General features: G+C 58.3%; 21 protein-coding genes. All 21 read right to left on the bottom strand.

Features of this window, described 5'->3' with window-relative positions:
* Nucleotide 1: 1 nt before the first annotated feature.
* Complete coding sequence (locus V6R85_RS02485; protein WP_112636877.1) at nucleotides 2-568, bottom strand: hypothetical protein; 567 nt, start codon at nucleotides 566-568, stop codon at nucleotides 2-4.
* A gap of 58 nt (nucleotides 569-626) precedes the next feature.
* On the bottom strand, nucleotides 627-1571 hold the full coding sequence (locus V6R85_RS02480; protein WP_035207766.1) for a phage capsid protein: 945 nt from the start codon (nucleotides 1569-1571) through the stop codon (nucleotides 627-629).
* A 644-nt stretch (nucleotides 1572-2215) separates the two neighbouring features.
* Nucleotides 2216-2602 (bottom strand): hypothetical protein, encoded by a 387-nt coding sequence (locus V6R85_RS02475; RefSeq protein WP_035207762.1) that lies wholly within the window; start codon nucleotides 2600-2602, stop codon nucleotides 2216-2218.
* Nucleotides 2603-2821: 219 nt separating this feature from the next.
* Nucleotides 2822-3241, bottom strand: coding sequence for an N-acetylmuramoyl-L-alanine amidase (locus tag V6R85_RS02470; RefSeq protein WP_035207759.1), 420 nt, complete (start codon nucleotides 3239-3241; stop codon nucleotides 2822-2824).
* Nucleotides 3242-3298: 57 nt separating this feature from the next.
* Nucleotides 3299-4069, bottom strand: a complete 771-nt coding sequence (locus V6R85_RS02465) for a capsid assembly protein (protein ID WP_035207758.1) — start codon at nucleotides 4067-4069, stop codon at nucleotides 3299-3301.
* The gene (locus V6R85_RS02460; protein ID WP_035207752.1) at nucleotides 4069-4257 is read right to left on the bottom strand and encodes a hypothetical protein; all 189 of its coding nucleotides are present in this window, start codon (nucleotides 4255-4257) and stop codon (nucleotides 4069-4071) included. Before V6R85_RS02460 ends, V6R85_RS02465 begins: the two co-directional genes overlap by 1 nt.
* Nucleotides 4257-5828 (bottom strand): portal protein, encoded by a 1572-nt coding sequence (locus V6R85_RS02455; protein WP_051634350.1) that lies wholly within the window; start codon nucleotides 5826-5828, stop codon nucleotides 4257-4259. The genes V6R85_RS02460 and V6R85_RS02455 overlap by 1 nt, the downstream gene beginning before the upstream one ends.
* Before the next feature lie 427 nt (nucleotides 5829-6255).
* On the bottom strand, nucleotides 6256-6798 hold the full coding sequence (locus tag V6R85_RS02450; RefSeq protein ID WP_035207748.1) for a deoxynucleotide monophosphate kinase family protein: 543 nt from the start codon (nucleotides 6796-6798) through the stop codon (nucleotides 6256-6258).
* An 11-nt stretch (nucleotides 6799-6809) separates the two neighbouring features.
* Nucleotides 6810-7190 (bottom strand): hypothetical protein, encoded by a 381-nt coding sequence (locus V6R85_RS02445; protein WP_336377008.1) that lies wholly within the window; start codon nucleotides 7188-7190, stop codon nucleotides 6810-6812.
* On the bottom strand, nucleotides 7187-8011 hold the full coding sequence (locus V6R85_RS02440; protein WP_051634345.1) for a hypothetical protein: 825 nt from the start codon (nucleotides 8009-8011) through the stop codon (nucleotides 7187-7189). The genes V6R85_RS02445 and V6R85_RS02440 overlap by 4 nt, the downstream gene beginning before the upstream one ends.
* Nucleotides 8008-8190: a hypothetical protein gene (locus V6R85_RS02435; protein ID WP_155682182.1), complete on the bottom strand. Its 183-nt coding sequence runs from the start codon at nucleotides 8188-8190 to the stop codon at nucleotides 8008-8010. The genes V6R85_RS02440 and V6R85_RS02435 overlap by 4 nt, the downstream gene beginning before the upstream one ends.
* Nucleotides 8191-8198: 8 nt before the next feature.
* On the bottom strand, nucleotides 8199-8624 hold the full coding sequence (locus V6R85_RS26040; RefSeq protein ID WP_157673272.1) for a GIY-YIG nuclease family protein: 426 nt from the start codon (nucleotides 8622-8624) through the stop codon (nucleotides 8199-8201).
* A complete protein-coding gene (locus V6R85_RS02430) occupies nucleotides 8560-10629 on the bottom strand; it encodes a DNA polymerase (RefSeq protein ID WP_035207737.1) in 2070 nt (689 codons plus the stop codon). The genes V6R85_RS26040 and V6R85_RS02430 overlap by 65 nt, the downstream gene beginning before the upstream one ends.
* Complete coding sequence (locus V6R85_RS02425) at nucleotides 10626-10820, bottom strand: hypothetical protein (RefSeq protein WP_336377007.1); 195 nt, start codon at nucleotides 10818-10820, stop codon at nucleotides 10626-10628. Before V6R85_RS02425 ends, V6R85_RS02430 begins: the two co-directional genes overlap by 4 nt.
* Nucleotides 10795-12306 (bottom strand): DnaB-like helicase C-terminal domain-containing protein, encoded by a 1512-nt coding sequence (locus V6R85_RS02420; protein WP_141226877.1) that lies wholly within the window; start codon nucleotides 12304-12306, stop codon nucleotides 10795-10797. The genes V6R85_RS02425 and V6R85_RS02420 overlap by 26 nt, the downstream gene beginning before the upstream one ends.
* 182 nt (nucleotides 12307-12488) lie before the next feature.
* Nucleotides 12489-12989 carry a hypothetical protein gene (locus V6R85_RS02415; protein ID WP_336377006.1) on the bottom strand — a complete coding sequence of 167 codons (501 nt, stop codon included), beginning with the start codon at nucleotides 12987-12989 and terminating at the stop codon, nucleotides 12489-12491.
* A 1-nt stretch (nucleotide 12990) separates the two neighbouring features.
* Nucleotides 12991-13218 carry a hypothetical protein gene (locus tag V6R85_RS02410; RefSeq protein WP_035207733.1) on the bottom strand — a complete coding sequence of 76 codons (228 nt, stop codon included), beginning with the start codon at nucleotides 13216-13218 and terminating at the stop codon, nucleotides 12991-12993.
* Nucleotides 13219-13226: 8 nt separating this feature from the next.
* The gene (locus V6R85_RS02405; protein ID WP_318252332.1) at nucleotides 13227-13349 is read right to left on the bottom strand and encodes a hypothetical protein; all 123 of its coding nucleotides are present in this window, start codon (nucleotides 13347-13349) and stop codon (nucleotides 13227-13229) included.
* Complete coding sequence (locus V6R85_RS02400) at nucleotides 13346-13591, bottom strand: helix-turn-helix domain-containing protein (protein WP_035207731.1); 246 nt, start codon at nucleotides 13589-13591, stop codon at nucleotides 13346-13348. The genes V6R85_RS02405 and V6R85_RS02400 overlap by 4 nt, the downstream gene beginning before the upstream one ends.
* A 53-nt stretch (nucleotides 13592-13644) precedes the next feature.
* Nucleotides 13645-14094: a hypothetical protein gene (locus V6R85_RS02395; protein WP_336377005.1), complete on the bottom strand. Its 450-nt coding sequence runs from the start codon at nucleotides 14092-14094 to the stop codon at nucleotides 13645-13647.
* Between the two features lie 42 nt (nucleotides 14095-14136).
* Nucleotides 14137-14883 (bottom strand): hypothetical protein, encoded by a 747-nt coding sequence (locus V6R85_RS02390; RefSeq protein WP_035207728.1) that lies wholly within the window; start codon nucleotides 14881-14883, stop codon nucleotides 14137-14139.
* Nucleotides 14884-14989 lie beyond the last annotated feature (106 nt).

Genomic DNA, 14989 nt, shown 5'->3' with positions numbered 1-14989 from the left:
ATTATCCTCTCCTGTTCTTCTGCTGGATGCTCTCGTTGTCGAGGAGGTTGTAGTCGCCGTTGCGCAGTTCAGCCTTGTCGAAGGCCACCTTGGCCCGGAGGAGGTTCCGGTTCCGCGCTTCGGTCACTGCGGTCGCTCCGGGGAACCCGTCAACGAACCTCTCGATAGCCAGAGCAGTGATGTATCGACGGGCGACAGACGGCAGTTCGTCCCACTCCAGTTGGAGGATGACCGAACACGTCAGCGCGCTATCGAAGGTGAAGGTTTTGGTTTCCCGATTGTAGAGCTTCCTTCCTCGCTGGATCACGTCCAGATCGGGGCTATCAATGCTCAATATGCTTTCGGGGATGATGATCTCGCCCTCCTCGTTCGGCTCGATGACGTAATCGTCCTCAGAGTTGAACCAGTGGCCTTCCTCTTGGAGGTCCCGAGAGGTGCCACGCAGGGTGACAAGAGCGGTGTTGCCAGACGGCGGCAGGTCTTCGAGGTTTTCTACCGGGTCCTCGCCAATCGCGGCTAGAAGCTCGCTGACGGCCTGAACCTCGCTAGAGGAACCGAGAGTTTCCATTCAGTTCTCCAAACGCAAAAAATAACCGAGGCCCCAAAAGGAGCCCCGGTAGTTGTGGTTAGGCTGCAAGTGCAGCGATTTCGATGGCGCAATCCGAGCGAAGGACGCCGTGGCCAACGGCCTGACGTGCGACGAGCAGCGTGGCCTGATGGGTTTCGAGGTACTTCGACTGCATGGACAGGTCCATCAGCTTGACCGTACCAACAGCGGCTCGCTGGTGAACAGTGAACGCGGTATCGGAGAAGTCTCCACGGTACTTCGTCGGGAGTTCAGCGAGGGCGCTGTCGTCCGTCTGCGGAACGTGGTTGGACTTCACGATCAGGATACCTGCGAGGGATTCGATCTTGCCGTCCGCGATAGAACCACGACCACCCCAATCCTTGTTCACCAGATCGGTGTTGGCTGCGGCGGCGTAGAAGGTCGCGGGACGGACCATCGCGTAGCGGTCGCCTTCGTGCGCGTTATTCTCATCCAGCTTCTGCGCCGAGGAGAACAGTGCGTTCTTGATGAGGGTGCCATCGGTGCGAACATTGACGCCAGCGTTGATAACAGTACCGCCCGGCTCGCCGGTGATAAGGGCACCAGTACGGGCCGCGAGGACCACGTTACGGGCAACGTTCATGTCGTAGGTCTTTGCCAGAGCTTCGCCAAGCTGCTTGGTGTACTCGGAGCGGACATCGTAGTGGTTCTTGGCCTCGTCAATGTCAGCGATGTAGACGTTCGACACGAGCAGGTCGTCAATCGTGATTACGCGCTCGTTATGGGCAATCGGAGTACCCGTCAGCATCGTACCGGGCGTATGGTACGCGGCAGTGATCTTGCCGGTTGCCGGGAACTGTGCGGACTTGCCAGAGCTAATCTGGCGAACGATCTGCTTGTCCTGATAGACGCAAGCAGCGTTGAAGGCATTCAGCACCTCGCCCGACCAAATCTTGAGGTTCAGGGCATCGACGTCGCCAGCGAGTAGAATCTGGCCGGTGCGGGAGACATTTACGTCAGTCATTTAGGTTTTCCTGTGTTTGTTGATGGAGGGAAAAGGTCCGTCCAAGAACGACACGCAGGAACACAAGATTATCCACTCGGGGCTCCCCTCGGGGAACCAGCGGTGGGTCACGGTTCTTGTTTGCTTTTCTTGATGGGACTTAAGTCACCGTCGAGTGGACAGTGCGACTATTTCCATCTTCACAGGGAAATTCGCTGTTGATAGCGAAGTATTAACGTGCGGGAATCTGCGCCGTGTAATATACTCGTGCAATTCAAAGGAGGATTCCCATGGACACCACAGTTGAGAATTGCACTTTCAACATCAACGGCAGGAGCGTGATGCTAATCTGTGACGTAACCCGCGACGTGGGTGTGCCCGGCTTGGACTTGGCGAGACCGAGGCCGAACACAACGCCCGCTGACGTCTCTGCCTCTGCTGTTTATGCTTACAGCAATGATCGCGGAGAGTTCAGGCGGGCGAAGCTAGTGTTTGCCCGTTGGGGCTAAAGCAGAAGACTTTCGTAGAAGGCTATGAGGCGTTTGCCACATGCCGTCTTCTCGGCTTCTGATTTCTTGAGCGAGGCGATCAATTCGATGACCTTGCCTTTCGTGAGCGGTCCCTGTTTGGGAGCCGAAACGGTGTTGTCGAAGCAGACCTTGAGGTCAGCGGGGAGCGGAGGCAGAGGTGCCTGTACCGGAACCGGAGTTGTTCCAGAGGTCGCGCAGCCGCTCAACATCAGGGCCACTAAGGCACTCCCGATCACGATCTTGGAGCGTGTCCACGTAATCATTGAGGCTTGTGATCCTTTGGTTCAGTTCGGTGATTTTCTGAGCGTCAGCAATCGTGCGCTCGACGTGAGCCTTCGCAGCTTCGTCTCTGTTCTTGATCTTGTCCCAAAGAAGCTCATTGGCTTTCCGCGAGGCATCGAGTTCAAAGGCGAGCGTGGCGTTCGATGCGCCAGCCCGATAGAGCTTGACGCCTGTCACCACGAGGGCGAGGACAACGACACCGAATGCGACCAGTTTCCAGTTCTTAAGAAGCCAGATCATTAGGTCCTTCCGGTGAGTTGAAGAAATGGAGGAAACGGCGGTAGTCCATGTGTCCGATCCCCACGTAAGCCCCGTAGAGGGAACCAACGAGGGCCAGAGCGGAGGCCACTGCGGCGCTGCCTTGTTCGGTGTAGAGCGAGTAGTAAGCGAGGCCCCAAGCGAGTGCTGTGTTGACCAACAGAAAGAACTTGGAGGTTCGCCGCTTGGAGTGCTTCTGGCTCATACCAGTTGGCCGAGCGGGTCTTTGCGAACGTCGAAGGACGGGCAAGCTTTCTTGGCGTACTGATTGTGACCAGATACTTTCTTAACTAGGGTGTATTTCCCGATCAGGTCTGTACAGAGCTTGAGGAGAGCTTCCTTCTGCGCAGGAGTGCGGGTGTCCTTGGGTGTCTTTCCGTCCTTCGCTACGCCGCCGATGTAGCAGATGCCAATCGTGCCGGTATTTCGGCCCGAAACGTGGGCACCGACCTTCTCGACCGGGCGACCGGCGTGGACAGAGCCGTCGAGGTAAACGACGAAATGGTAGCCGATGTCACTCCAGCCCTGTGCCTTGTGCCATGAGCGGATGTCTTCGACGGTGAAATGCTTCCCTTCCGGGGTTGCCGAGCAATGGATGATGATTTCGTTGATTGGGCGCATAACGCAAAAAGGCCCCCGGCGTGAACCGGAGGCCAAACTTGTCCTTTTGAGTAGGTGTTAGATGTTGGAGCGAGCGAGCTTGTCGATCACAGACTGACGGAACGCCGGGTCTGACGCATAGCGCGGATCGCGCTGGTCAGCGTGAAGCTGCGCAAGGCTCTGATAGACGCCGCCCTTAGAGGCAGCACCTGAGGTGGGCTTGACGAGCTTGGGGACACGTCCATTGGCCTTCTCGTAGTCCTTCTGGAGAGCCTTGAGGGCCATTTCGATCTGGCCCTTGTCCTTCGAGTTGACGGCCTTGTTGAACGCTTCGGCCTTCTCGACCGTGTAGTTCTTGCCCGCCCACTCGACCATCTTGTTGACGGCTTCCTCGCCGCCGACAGTGCTGGTCAGTTCTTCACGGAGACGTTCCGCCTGAGCTTCGCGGTAGGCAATGAACTCCTCAGCCATTTCCTTCGTGACGCCGACCTTTGCCAGCTTCTCAAGCTCGCTGTCGGGGATCGTTCGGCTCTCCAGCCAAGCGGCTTCGATGGCTTCCACGTCCACGCCAGCTTCGTTGGCGATCTTCTCGGCGGCTTCGTCCTCCTCAGAGGTCGTGTCGTCACCTTCCGTGACACCCTCGTCGCCACCTTCCGTTACACTCTGGTCCGCCTTCGGGGCACCAACCTTCGTCTCAAGGGCGGTGTAAGAGGCGAGCAGAGCTTCGGTATTCACTTCGCCCTTCTCGGCGTTCCAGAACTTCTCCGGCACGTTATCCGGTCGGGTCACGCCCGAGGTTTCAACGGGAGCATCGGGGCCGGTCGGAGAGGTGATTACGATTTCGGTCATTAAGCGATCCTTGTCTTGATGGTCATTCCGAAGGAGTTCTTCTCAACGATGAACGTTGCTCCGTTCTCCTCAACTACGGTTTTGCCGCCCTCACTCTCTGCGGAGGTCTTGAGGGCTTTGAGGGCTTCGGCGTCCTGCGCCTTTGTTCGTGTGCCGGTATTGACCCGGCTGGTGTTCTTCTCGGCCATTATTGAGGCTCCTGTGTTTGTGCTTGAAGTTGTGTTTGCGCGAGACCGCCAAGCTGGTTCACCGCATTAGGTCCGAGGCGGTCCATCATCTGCATCATCATCGCTTGCTGCTGTTGAGCCGCGAACTCCTCCTCGGTGAGGACAAGTCCTTCGGTCTCGACGTTGAGGCCGTTGGCTACGCGCGTGGCGATCTGGTCCCACTTGAGGCGCTGAGCGGCTGGCGTCGGTGAAATCAGTTCGAGGAACTGCATCAGGTTCGACAGGTCATTTCCGCGACCAAGCGCGTCCATGCCGGTGACGACCTTCGGTGTTGCAACCTGCTTCGGAAGCTCGGGCAGCGATCCGGCCCGTTCAAGGTTCTTGATCTGGACCTTCGCGAGGGGAAGCTGGAGGTCAACCGACTGCACCGAATAAGTGCCACCAAGGGTGTCTTCCAGTTCGCGGGCCATGTAACGGATTTCCTCTGCCGTCACTCGTTCGCCGGGGCGCTGAATGGCGGTGTTCATGAGGAAGGCGAAGGCAAGGCGATTAGACAGTTCGTCAATCATTTCCTTGGCAACGCGGAAGTCGTTGTATCGCTCGATCTGGAGGAAACGGATGTCCCCCTCATTGCCCAAGATCGGTTCGCCGTTCTTCGCCTTCACAAGGTCCTTCGCCGTGGCCACACCATTTGGGTTCACCAACGGGATCACGCGGGAAGATATTGCGACGAACTCTCGGATCGATTGAGAGAGGCTTTCGAGGTGAGCCAGGTCGCCCAAGTATTCCTCGATCAGGCCACGTCCGTAGTTCTCTCCATCTACCTTGTTGTAGCGCAGGACGAGGAACGGGAGGTCATCGGCAAGGTATTCACCCTCCGTGTCGGGGATGATCTCACCTTCCACTTCCTGATAGACGATGTAGACGCCTTCTTCGTTCAGGAGAACGTGGGTGTAGAGGTCAACTGTGTCCTTCGAGGCTTCCGTCTGGATGCCGTTAGAGGACGCTGGTGTCTCGCTCGCGGACGGTTCGGGGAGCTTCGAGCGGATGTCTTCGGGGAGCGAGGCGCGGGCCACAGCTTCTTTGGAGACCCATTCGAGGAGCGTACCAGAGGGGTCGCGTAGGCAGACGTACTTGTCCATGCGATAGACCCGTCCGCGCCCTTCTTCGGGGACGTACAGGGTGGCATTGCCGGTCGTGACGAGGAGCCTGAACACTTCGTAGAGGTCGGCACGCAGGGCACGAGCCTCGAAGTCGGACATGATGCGGCGTACGAACTGGCCGAAGGCACGATCGATCTCGTCCTTGAGCCCTTCCTGCTGCGTCATTTCCTGCGCCGTAAGCGCGTCCACTTCCATTTTCAGGTAAGGGGCGTTCGGCGGGAACAGCGCCATTAGGAGCTTTGCCGAGACGTTGTTGACGCCGCGAGCCCCGAGGGACTGTTCAGGGGTTGTGAATGTGGTTGACCCGTTCGCCCCATCATCAGGGAGGAGCGACGGGATGGTGAGTTTGGCGCACTGACGGCCACGGTCCAGATAGGGTCTGCGGTCAGCCTCTAAGGCGTCGTACCGCGTCTTCGCTGATCCGGCCATTCAGATCAGACGTTGACACCCGTGTTAGCCGAGGCTGCTGCCTGTTGAGCGAGCTCGATGCGGAGCGGGTTCCGGCGCTTGTTCTGCCGTGGTTCCTTGTCTTTCTTGATCTCGACTGGCTCTGGTGCCTTCTCCGGGAGAGGCGTGGGCTGTGCGACGATGTTCTTCACGGGTTGGGAGGACTTAGAGCCCCCTCCGAATGCACACATTAGGTTTCTTCGCTTTCTTGTTTCGTGATGAGGTTGAGGAGGTGGCGGACAAGCCGCCGCTCTCCTGCCTTCATCCAAACTTCCCGCTCACTATCGGCTGGATCAGGGCTCCTTTCGGGATATGCCCGGTCCAACCAATCGATAGTCGTGCGGTCCAACGGTGGTGGCCCCTTATGGGAATTGCTCAAGAGCGGCGACGTCCTTGACTAGGGTGTTAATCAAACGCCGAACTTGAGGGCCACTTCCGTAGCCCGTTCGAGGTCAGCGATGGTGCCGCCGTTGGTGATCGTAGCGTCGAAGTCGAAGCCCTCCAGAAGACCCTCGCTCGGGTGATCCGAGGTGGGGATTACTCCGGGGCGGACAACCCGCCAAACCTGACCACCAGCGTTGCGGATGGCATCGAACTCATTGGGGAAGCGAACGTCATCAATGACGAGGAGGTCCGGGCGCTGCGGGTTGTTGACGACGATCTTGACCCACAGGTCCTTGTCGATCAGCGTTCGGCCCCATTCGGTTCCCTGCGTTTGGCACAGGTAGCGGAAACTCTTGTCGCCCAATTCGGGGATCGGATCTTCCTTGCCGATGTCCATGTAGTGGCCAATCTGCTCCGGGGTCAGGCCAGCGGAGTTCATAAGGTCGATGACCATCCGCTTGAGAGCGAGTGCGAAGCCCCGCGTCTCGAAACCGTATTCACGATTGAGATAACCGGCCACGGTCGATTTCCCGGACTGCTGCGCCGGAGAGTAGAGGCCAATCAGCATTTGTTCAGCCACTAGCGGCGACCTCTGTTGCCACAAACGGCTTTGAAAAGTGCAACGCGATGCTCCTTGTCTGTGAGGTTGAGGATTTGAGCCACTTCGGTAGCCGCGAGGAACGCGGAATACCCCCGGTGGTCGTCGTAGATGATGAGATTGAGGTGGCCCTTCCGGGCGGTGATGAACTCGACCTCATTGTTCTCGCCGTACTGATACGCAGGATCGTCGCGGTTGACGGTCCAGCCATCACGTTCGAGCCTAATGGCTGCAACTTCGATGTTCGGAACGAGGACCACATGGTCCTCATCTGTGTCGGTCACTGGTGGGTGACAAATGTATCGAGAGCCGGTCGGATGGGTGGAAAGTTGATCCGCCACCCACTTGCGTCCGAACATCATTGAGGCGTCCAGAGGATCGGTTCCTTCTTCTTGTAGTCGTATTCCCCGTGGCGCAGAATGCGGGCGACACGAGCGTTCTGGAGGGCGTCATCCTCAGTCAAACCGGCCTTCTCGTAATGGGTAACGATGCACTCCCAAATGTTTGAGGTCGGCTCCTTCACCCATCGGGACTTGAGGGTTCCCTTTGCGGGGCCTCGTTTGACCTCGTAAGCTTCCTGAACCATGCGAATGGGGTTGGCGACGAGTTCAGCCGCACCCTTCACACCAATGCCGGGGCAGCCGGAGTAGCCATCCACGATGTCCCCCGAGAGGACTTGTCCGTAGAACAGCGCGTCCGCCTGTGCTGGCTTGATGAGGACCGGCTTATCTTCCTTCTCCGGGTTCCAATGGAGGCCGGGAACGGAGCGCAAGTCCTTGTCCATCGTGACTACGATCTTCTCCCCTTGGATCACCTTCGGGTTCGTCAGGAGGATGCCCATAACGTCATCGGCTTCGATCCCCGGACGGATGAACGTCTCGTATTCAGCACGGATATGGTCGAGTAGTTCGTGGAGGATTATGGGGCGACGAACGTTGGCACGATTGGCCTTGTAGGTGGGCATGACCTCCTTGCGGAAGTTTCTCTCGTCGGAGATTGCCACAATGATCCGATCTGCATCGAGCTTGTCGCTCCAGCCTTGGATCAGTTCGTCAAGATTGAATTTGCCAGCTTCCGCGTCTGCGGTAAGGACGAACTGGCCGTCCCCAAAGTCAGTTGATTTCTCGGTGGCGGCAGCGATGCGGTAGGCCCACAGGTCGCCGTCCACGATCAACGTGGTCAATCGATCTCCTTCAATTGTACGAGTTTCTTTTCACCTGCCCACGCTTCCGCGGCTCTTTCGGCTGCGTCCTCGGTGAGGAAGGTCATCGCTCGAATGAGCGTTGAGGTCCAAGTCATTCGGTGGATGCGGTTGGCGAGATACTTATCGCCCGCCTTCACCACCCAAACGTAATCAATCATCGAGCCCGTCATCGGGAGCCATCAGCACCGGAATGCCGTAGCGATCCCGGAGGTACTGTGCGTGGGCCGCTCGGTCTGAGGCGGCTGGCGACAAGATCGACAAGGTTGGCTGCGTCGTCCGGGTGGACTTGGAACCACTCCCCGTTGACCCGTAGGCCACCGTAGAGTTTTCGGAGGGTTCGTTCTGCTTTGCATACATCAGGGAAATACCTCTGGTAATGGAGTTGGAAATCACGATGGGGACTTGCTGTCTGGTAGGTTCGGAAGCGCGAGAGGACGTTGGTCGTCCTCCCGATCTTCACGAAACCCGGCCATGCGGGGTTGGTGATGACATACAGGTGGCCCCCGCCGTGGTTCCTCCTGCGTTCCTTAGTGCGTGTCGGCCCAATTCGAGCCGGTGTCGGCGTTCCCTGCGAGGGGACATCCGAACTCAAGGACTTCTCCTGCTTTCTTGATGGCAAGCTCTGCCGTCTTCGAGACGAACTCGACGTGCATGGGAAGAACGTCGATCTGCCATTCGTCATGGACGTTGGCGCAGAACTCGTAGTCGATACCCGGAACCAGTCCCTCTGCTTGGAGGTCGGCGTCGAGGATGACGAGTGCCTGTTTCATGATGATCGCTCCCGCTGATTGGAGGAGCGTATTCAATGCTGCGTGACGATGGCGAACCTTGAGCTTGCCGCCGTCGAGACCGATCAGGAACCCACGGAGGCCCGAGCGTTTCTGTACGTTCTCCACCAGCTTTCCGAGCGCCGGAAGACCCTTAAGGAAGTTGTCACGGGACCGCTTACCGGCCTCCATGATCGCCTTCTGTGACCCCTTCGTTCCCATGATCGAGCCGAGCTTGAAGTCACCAGCGCCATAGATGAAGGCGTAGAACCACGTCTTCGCGATCTCTCGTCCGTTGATTTCCTTTCCGTCAACCGGATAGTTCTTCTTCGGGTCGAGGCCGAGGGCACGAGCGTTGACCGAGTGCATATCCGTGCCTTGGGATTTATCCCCGGACAGGATGGTCTCGATGTAGGCTCCCTTGTCGTACTTCGCCATGTAGCCGCCAAGGCAGCGAAGCTCCAGTGCGTCCGCGTCACAGCCGACTAGGACGAACCCTGCGGTGGACGTGAACAGAGAACGGCATTCGTGCCCAAATGGGGACCCGCACTTCGGTACTTGGGCCACGTTCGGGTTATTATGGGTCATGCGACGGGTGACAGCGCCAGCCGTGATGACGGAGCCGTGAATGCGCCCGTTGCGTTCCTTCTTGAGCCACGCTTGTTTACCTTCGGCCAACTGACCGATGCGCTTGGCGACTGTCAGGTACTCCGTGAGGAGCTTGGCTTCGGGCCACGGAAGCTGCGAAAGAACCGTTTCGTCCAGCTTGGGCTCACCGCTCGGAGTGAACTCCATCGGCTCCCATCCGAACAGCTTCTTGAGCCGGTCGGCTATATGGTGGTTGGACTTTGGGTTGAACTCGACCACCTTGAACTTCTGGTAGCGAGAGCCTTCCTCGTAGAGTTCCTTGACGTAGATCGGGACAGGGTTTCCTTCCTTGTCCATCTTGATCCCGCCCTTCCGGTCGCGCTCGTAGCCGAGGATCGGGAGGTCCTTGCGCTTCACTCTGCGGGTCTTGCCGACAGTGACAGGCTTGCCGTCAGGGGCCAGCCACGAGCCGAACGTCTTGCGAAGCTCGGTTTCCAGCCGTTCCCGTTCCGCTATCAGCGTGACGTAAAACTTCTCGGCCGCGGAAACGTCGAAGGCAAAGCCCCATCGCTCCTGACGAGCGAGGATGCGAGCCACGTCCATTTCCATCCAGACGGACCTATCCGAGACAGGGACGATCTTGATGCTGTCGGTGGGCTGCTTACGCTTCTCAGCTTGTTTGATGCGCCGCTCGGTGTCCCGGTCGTAGCCCTGCCAGACCTTAAGGGCCTTGCGGTAGAGGGCGTTCGTGACAACCACGTCGAGTTCGCAGTAGTCCTGCATTTCGACGTTCCAGTTGGCCCACGGGTCAAGACCCTTGGCCTTCATGATGTCTGAATATTCGCCCTTCTGGAGCTTGAGGCGGTAGCCGAAACTTTCGAGGCTGTACTTGCCCCGGAGGTTCTTTGGTAGCGTCCCCTTCTTCACCAAGCCTTCGTCGGTGTCCTTGATCTCGGGCCAGAACAGCCGAGCGAGAACAAGGGTGTCCAACAGGCGGGACGAGGGTTTGAACCACGGGAACACCTTCTGGATTGCCGGAACGTCGAACTTGATGATGTTGTGGCCGATCAGTTCTTCGGCCTCTAGGAGCTTACGGACACCCTCTGCGACGGGGATGTAGCCGGGTTGGTCCGCACATGAAAAAACCTCCCCGGTGTCCGCGTCCTGTAACACCAGTGAGTGAACAGTTGTCAGATCATCGAGGAGGCCGTTGGTTTCGCAGTCAAAGAGGTAGCGGCTCAACCGCTCACCACCTTGAAGGTTTTGCGGATCGCCTTGGCCCGAGCCTGTCGGCGCTGCCACAGGGTTGAGGCGTAGATTTTCTCTTGAGTGGTGGCTTTGCGGCTACCTGCCGCCACCTTGGCACGGACGAACTCTCCGTAGGTCAGCTTTTGCTTTTGAACCAGATCAGAAGGGGTCTTCTCCTTCGTCACCGGAACCAAAGCCGTACTTCTCCGGTCCATTGTCTTCCTGTTTGAATGGGTCGTAGTCGAGTTCGACGTACCGACCAGTTGAGGGGTCGAACGAGAAGTAGACGCACTCCCCCGTTGCGGCCCCGACAGGGCGATGCTTGAGGACGCGGACGGTCGTCACGCGGCGTAGTTCTTCGTTCTCGTGCTGTTGATTGCGCTCAAGTCCGAGCATGGTGACGCACCAGAAGCCGATAGCTCTGGAGCCCTTGAAGTGGCGGATCATCACTCGACCACCCTCCTCGTGAGGGGTCCCGTCAGGGGTCGCAAGGTGGGAGACGAGGTGGATCGTGATCGGAAGCTCCTGCACGAGGGCTCCCATTTCCGCCATGATACGTTCCAGACCCTTCCGCTCGTCCTCCTCCATCGCCGCGAGGGCGGTCAGGTGGTCGAGGTAAAACAGGCGAACACCTTCGCTGTGCGCGAGGAAGCGGATCGTGGTCTTGATGACTTCCCAATCGGTGGCACCGAAGCTGTCGTACATGAACAGCCGTTGGTCCTTGATCTCGGTCAGGGCCTCGTGAAGCTCTGCCGTAGTCCAAACCGGATTGTCAGGGTCACGGTTGGGTACGTGAAACTGCTTACCTGCGTGGGTCGAAGCGAGGCGCTTGACGGTGTCCGCTGGCTGCTGCTCCAACAGAAAAACGCCCACCGGCTCGTTGAGCACGGTGAGGTCGTAGTGGATTTGCTTGGCGAGGAGTTCGGTTTTGCCGACGCCCGTACCAGCGCCGATGGCGATGATCTCGTGAATGCGCCGTCCGTAGAGCGTGTGGTTGAGGTGTTCCGCAAACCACGGAAGACCCATCACAGTCTCTTGCATGGCCTCGTCCATCACTTCTGCGATGGTCACGATGCCGTCCGGGCGGTAGACCTTAGCGCCGAAGATGGCGTCCACTACGAGGGACCCTTCCTTAGCCAGATGGGCCTCGTTCGCATCCTTGTAGCCGGCAATCTTGGCGACCTTGCATCGGCCCGGAGGGAACAACCCGACGCATTCTCGCACCGCGTCCTGCCCCGGCTCATCGTTGTCGAACAGGAGGACTATTTCCTCGAACCCGAGGAGCCACTGGAGTGCCTTCTGCAGGGCCTTCTTGGCTCCCTGTGCGCCGTTCGGCAGGGACACAACCGGCCAGCGATTTCCCTGCAATTGAGAGACCGTGAGTGCGTCGATCTCTCCCTCGGTAATGGTGACGCGCTTCCCGCCATCCCTCCAAAGATGCTGGCCGTAGAGACCGGCTTCCTTAGTGTCTCCGAGGAACTTGAACTTCTTGTCTTTGAAACGGACCTTCTGTGCGACCAGAGCGCCTGTGAGGTCCCGATAATTTGCTACCTGAACGGGCTCACCATCGTATTCACTGATGGTGTAGCCCCATTTTGCGCAGGTTTCCTCCGATAGACCACGCTTGGCGAGCGCCTGTGCGGAGCCGACCGGCAGGAGGTCTTTCGACACTCGCTTCCTTTCGGTTGATTGTTGGGAGGATTGTTCGCGACGGTCGTCTGCATCCGAGGCGGGCTCATAGTGCCGACATGAGAAGCAGAAGCCGTGGCCATCATCGTATCGTGCGAGAGCATCGGACGAGCCACACTCCGGGCATGACTCGTGGCCGATGAACTCACTCTCGGTTTCGTGTGTCAGTGTTTGGCGAAGCTATTGTAGAGTTGCTGGTACTGGCGACGGAGCGCCGGGATCAGTTCGCGCTTGGCCGCTTCTTCGAACTGCTGGCCCACCATTTCGAACAACAGAGGGGTGTCCCTCTCGTTGATGAAGGGCTCGTCTCGAAGCTGGATAGCCATACGGTACGGCTCGGGTCTCCAATCGACGCGAATGGTGCGCATATCGAACTGCGAGGGGTCCACATGGATGCCAACGCCGAACTGGCCGAGGCTGACCGGGATTTTGACCTTGGAGTAGTATTCCTTCTCCATGTCGGCCATGCGGTTCGCCATCTGGTCCATCCGCTCATGAAGCTGGTGGATCGTCAGGAGGAGGTTGTGGACCTGGGCCTCGTAGCGCATAGCCATCGCCGTGACTTCGGCTTGGGTGCGGGTCGGGATGTACTTGTCGATGAGGGACAGGAGGCTTGGGGCCTCCCGCTGCTCCCCTGTCCAAGCTGTGCTATCGAACTCTCCCATTTCAGGCCAGAAACTCCTCAATCTTGGCATGGAAACGGGACGCTTCCTTCTGGCGGATGCGGGCCGCTTCGGCGGTGCGCTCAGCCTTGGACATGCGTTCGTGCTGCTTGGCGATGATATGGCCCTCGTGGGCGATCACCTTCTCAAGCTGCTTGGTCGCCTTGTTGAAAGCCGAAAGGGCCTTGGCAGTGGACGGCGTGAAGAAAAAGGCTGCAATGGTTCGGATCATGGAAGACCTCAGACGATAATGTAGATGACGAAGGTGATGGCGACGGCGACGAACGCGACGTGGGACCAGAGTTCCCAATCGGCGTCCTCGGCAAACAGTTCTTCGACGGTGAGTTCGGCCCACTTGTTCACGCTGCGGCTCCCATCTTCGACATGTCGATGGAGTACCGGACGTAGGACTGGCCGGTGCTGTCGCGGCGGCGTTCGCGGATGATCGGGTAGCCATCGGCTGCGATCTCGTTGATGCGCTTGGGTAGCGCACGGCATCGCCACAGTGCTTGTGCTTCGACGTTCGTGATCGAGCGACCATCAAGAAGGTGGTCGAGGATCAGGGTCTTCATCGGCTTGTCGTTCACGAGCTTGAAGTTAGACATGATTTTCCTTTCGTAAGGGGCGCATTGGGGGCCACTCGGGACCCCCGCGCTGTTCACTTCGATTTCTTGGGAATTGTGACCCGCCTGATCGCCTCTAGGCGTTCCTTGCGGGGCGGTTCATCGAGCCATTCCTGCGGGATCGTCTTGTCCGCGTAGAGAAACCCGTACTGTTCACACCACATCGCGTAGGTGGTCGGACTTCCTTTGGAGAGCTTGGCTCGGGAATTGGAGAAGACGAACCGGATGTCGAGGTCCGGGTGTTCCGCCTTAATATGCTTATGCTTCTGCCGATCCTCGGTGAGAAACCGGCCCTTCGTCTCAATGATGATGCCGTTCTCAAGGGGAAAATCAGGTGTGTATTTCCGCGTCTTGATTGGGGGCGTGTAAGGGATCACGATACTCTCGAACCGGACCTTGATCCCCTTCGCTTCCAGTTCGGCAGCGATCTTTTCTTCCAGACCAGAGCGGTAGCCGTGGACCTTCGCACGTTCGTACGGGTCCACAGCCTTCCGCGTTCCGGGCTTAATCCGGGTTACGCCCACGGCTTAGAAGTCGCCGTCACCATCGTCATCGTCGGAACCGTCAACGCCCGATGCGTTGTCGTCGTCGTCCTCGGTCGAGCCCTCCAAGCCTTCGCTATCGAAGCCGTCCTCGTCCCCCTCGAAGCCGTAGCTTGAAGCTGAACGCTGACCGCCAGCGGAGACAAGTTCGAAAATCTGGACCGCGTTCAGGCGGCGCTGGAGACCGTAGCTGCCCGTGCCAGCAACGAAGTACGGCTCATAGTCGGCGTTGATCGCTGCGACCGAGCCGCCCCAAATTTCCACGCCCTGAGGAATCGGCTTCGGGGGCTTTGCGCTGTCGAACAGGTCCGGGCGGGAGGCTTTCCACTTCTTGCCGTCCTTGCGGGTGCCACCGGCCTTCTTCTTGAAGCGCATTTCAATCTCGCCGGTCGGCTCCTCGGTCTCCTCGTCATAGACTTCCGAGTAAGGAGCGTCTGCCACGATACCAGCGCCGCCGGTCTTCTTCTCCAACTCCTTGCGAGCCTTGACCGGGAGTTCAGCAAACTTCGCTTCGGCCAATTCCTTCGCTCGTTCCATCATCGCGTCGAGCTTGGCGATGAACTTCTGAACGCCTTCGTTACTGCCGTCGAGGATGAAGCGGGTGTTGTAGGACCCGTCCTTATCCGGGTACTTCTCTGTGCCGTAGTCGATCTTGTCGAGCTTTGGGAACTTGAGCTTACCGCGAGGGCTGTTGATCGTTACCTTGTCGGGGTTCTTTTCTCGTTTTGCCATTACTTATCCTTGAGTTTGTTGAGGTCGTAGCCCTCCGCTTCGAGACGGGCTTGCAGATCGACCGGAATGGGTTGATTTCGCTTGAGGAGGAGCCGAGCCGTCACAT

The organism is Agrobacterium sp. CCNWLW32, assembly GCF_037083425.1.
Classification (GTDB): Bacteria; Pseudomonadota; Alphaproteobacteria; order Rhizobiales; family Rhizobiaceae; genus Agrobacterium; species Agrobacterium radiobacter.
The sequence above is the reverse complement of the archived record's forward strand: the minus strand, read 5'-3'. Positions and strand labels throughout refer to the sequence as shown.

Coding starts and splice junctions, on each gene's coding strand:
- V6R85_RS02485 (WP_112636877.1), bottom strand. CDS start 568: ATGGAAACTCTCGGTTCCTCTAGCGAGGTTCAGGCCGTCAGCGAGCTT.
- V6R85_RS02480 (WP_035207766.1), bottom strand. CDS start 1,571: ATGACTGACGTAAATGTCTCCCGCACCGGCCAGATTCTACTCGCTGGC.
- V6R85_RS02475 (WP_035207762.1), bottom strand. CDS start 2,602: ATGATCTGGCTTCTTAAGAACTGGAAACTGGTCGCATTCGGTGTCGTT.
- V6R85_RS02470 (WP_035207759.1), bottom strand. CDS start 3,241: ATGCGCCCAATCAACGAAATCATCATCCATTGCTCGGCAACCCCGGAA.
- V6R85_RS02465 (WP_035207758.1), bottom strand. CDS start 4,069: ATGACCGAAATCGTAATCACCTCTCCGACCGGCCCCGATGCTCCCGTT.
- V6R85_RS02460 (WP_035207752.1), bottom strand. CDS start 4,257: ATGGCCGAGAAGAACACCAGCCGGGTCAATACCGGCACACGAACAAAG.
- V6R85_RS02455 (WP_051634350.1), bottom strand. CDS start 5,828: ATGGCCGGATCAGCGAAGACGCGGTACGACGCCTTAGAGGCTGACCGC.
- V6R85_RS02450 (WP_035207748.1), bottom strand. CDS start 6,798: ATGCTGATTGGCCTCTACTCTCCGGCGCAGCAGTCCGGGAAATCGACC.
- V6R85_RS02445 (WP_336377008.1), bottom strand. CDS start 7,190: ATGATGTTCGGACGCAAGTGGGTGGCGGATCAACTTTCCACCCATCCG.
- V6R85_RS02435 (WP_155682182.1), bottom strand. CDS start 8,190: ATGATTGATTACGTTTGGGTGGTGAAGGCGGGCGATAAGTATCTCGCC.
- V6R85_RS02415 (WP_336377006.1), bottom strand. CDS start 12,989: ATGGGAGAGTTCGATAGCACAGCTTGGACAGGGGAGCAGCGGGAGGCC.
- V6R85_RS02410 (WP_035207733.1), bottom strand. CDS start 13,218: ATGATCCGAACCATTGCAGCCTTTTTCTTCACGCCGTCCACTGCCAAG.
- V6R85_RS02400 (WP_035207731.1), bottom strand. CDS start 13,591: ATGTCTAACTTCAAGCTCGTGAACGACAAGCCGATGAAGACCCTGATC.
- V6R85_RS02390 (WP_035207728.1), bottom strand. CDS start 14,883: ATGGCAAAACGAGAAAAGAACCCCGACAAGGTAACGATCAACAGCCCT.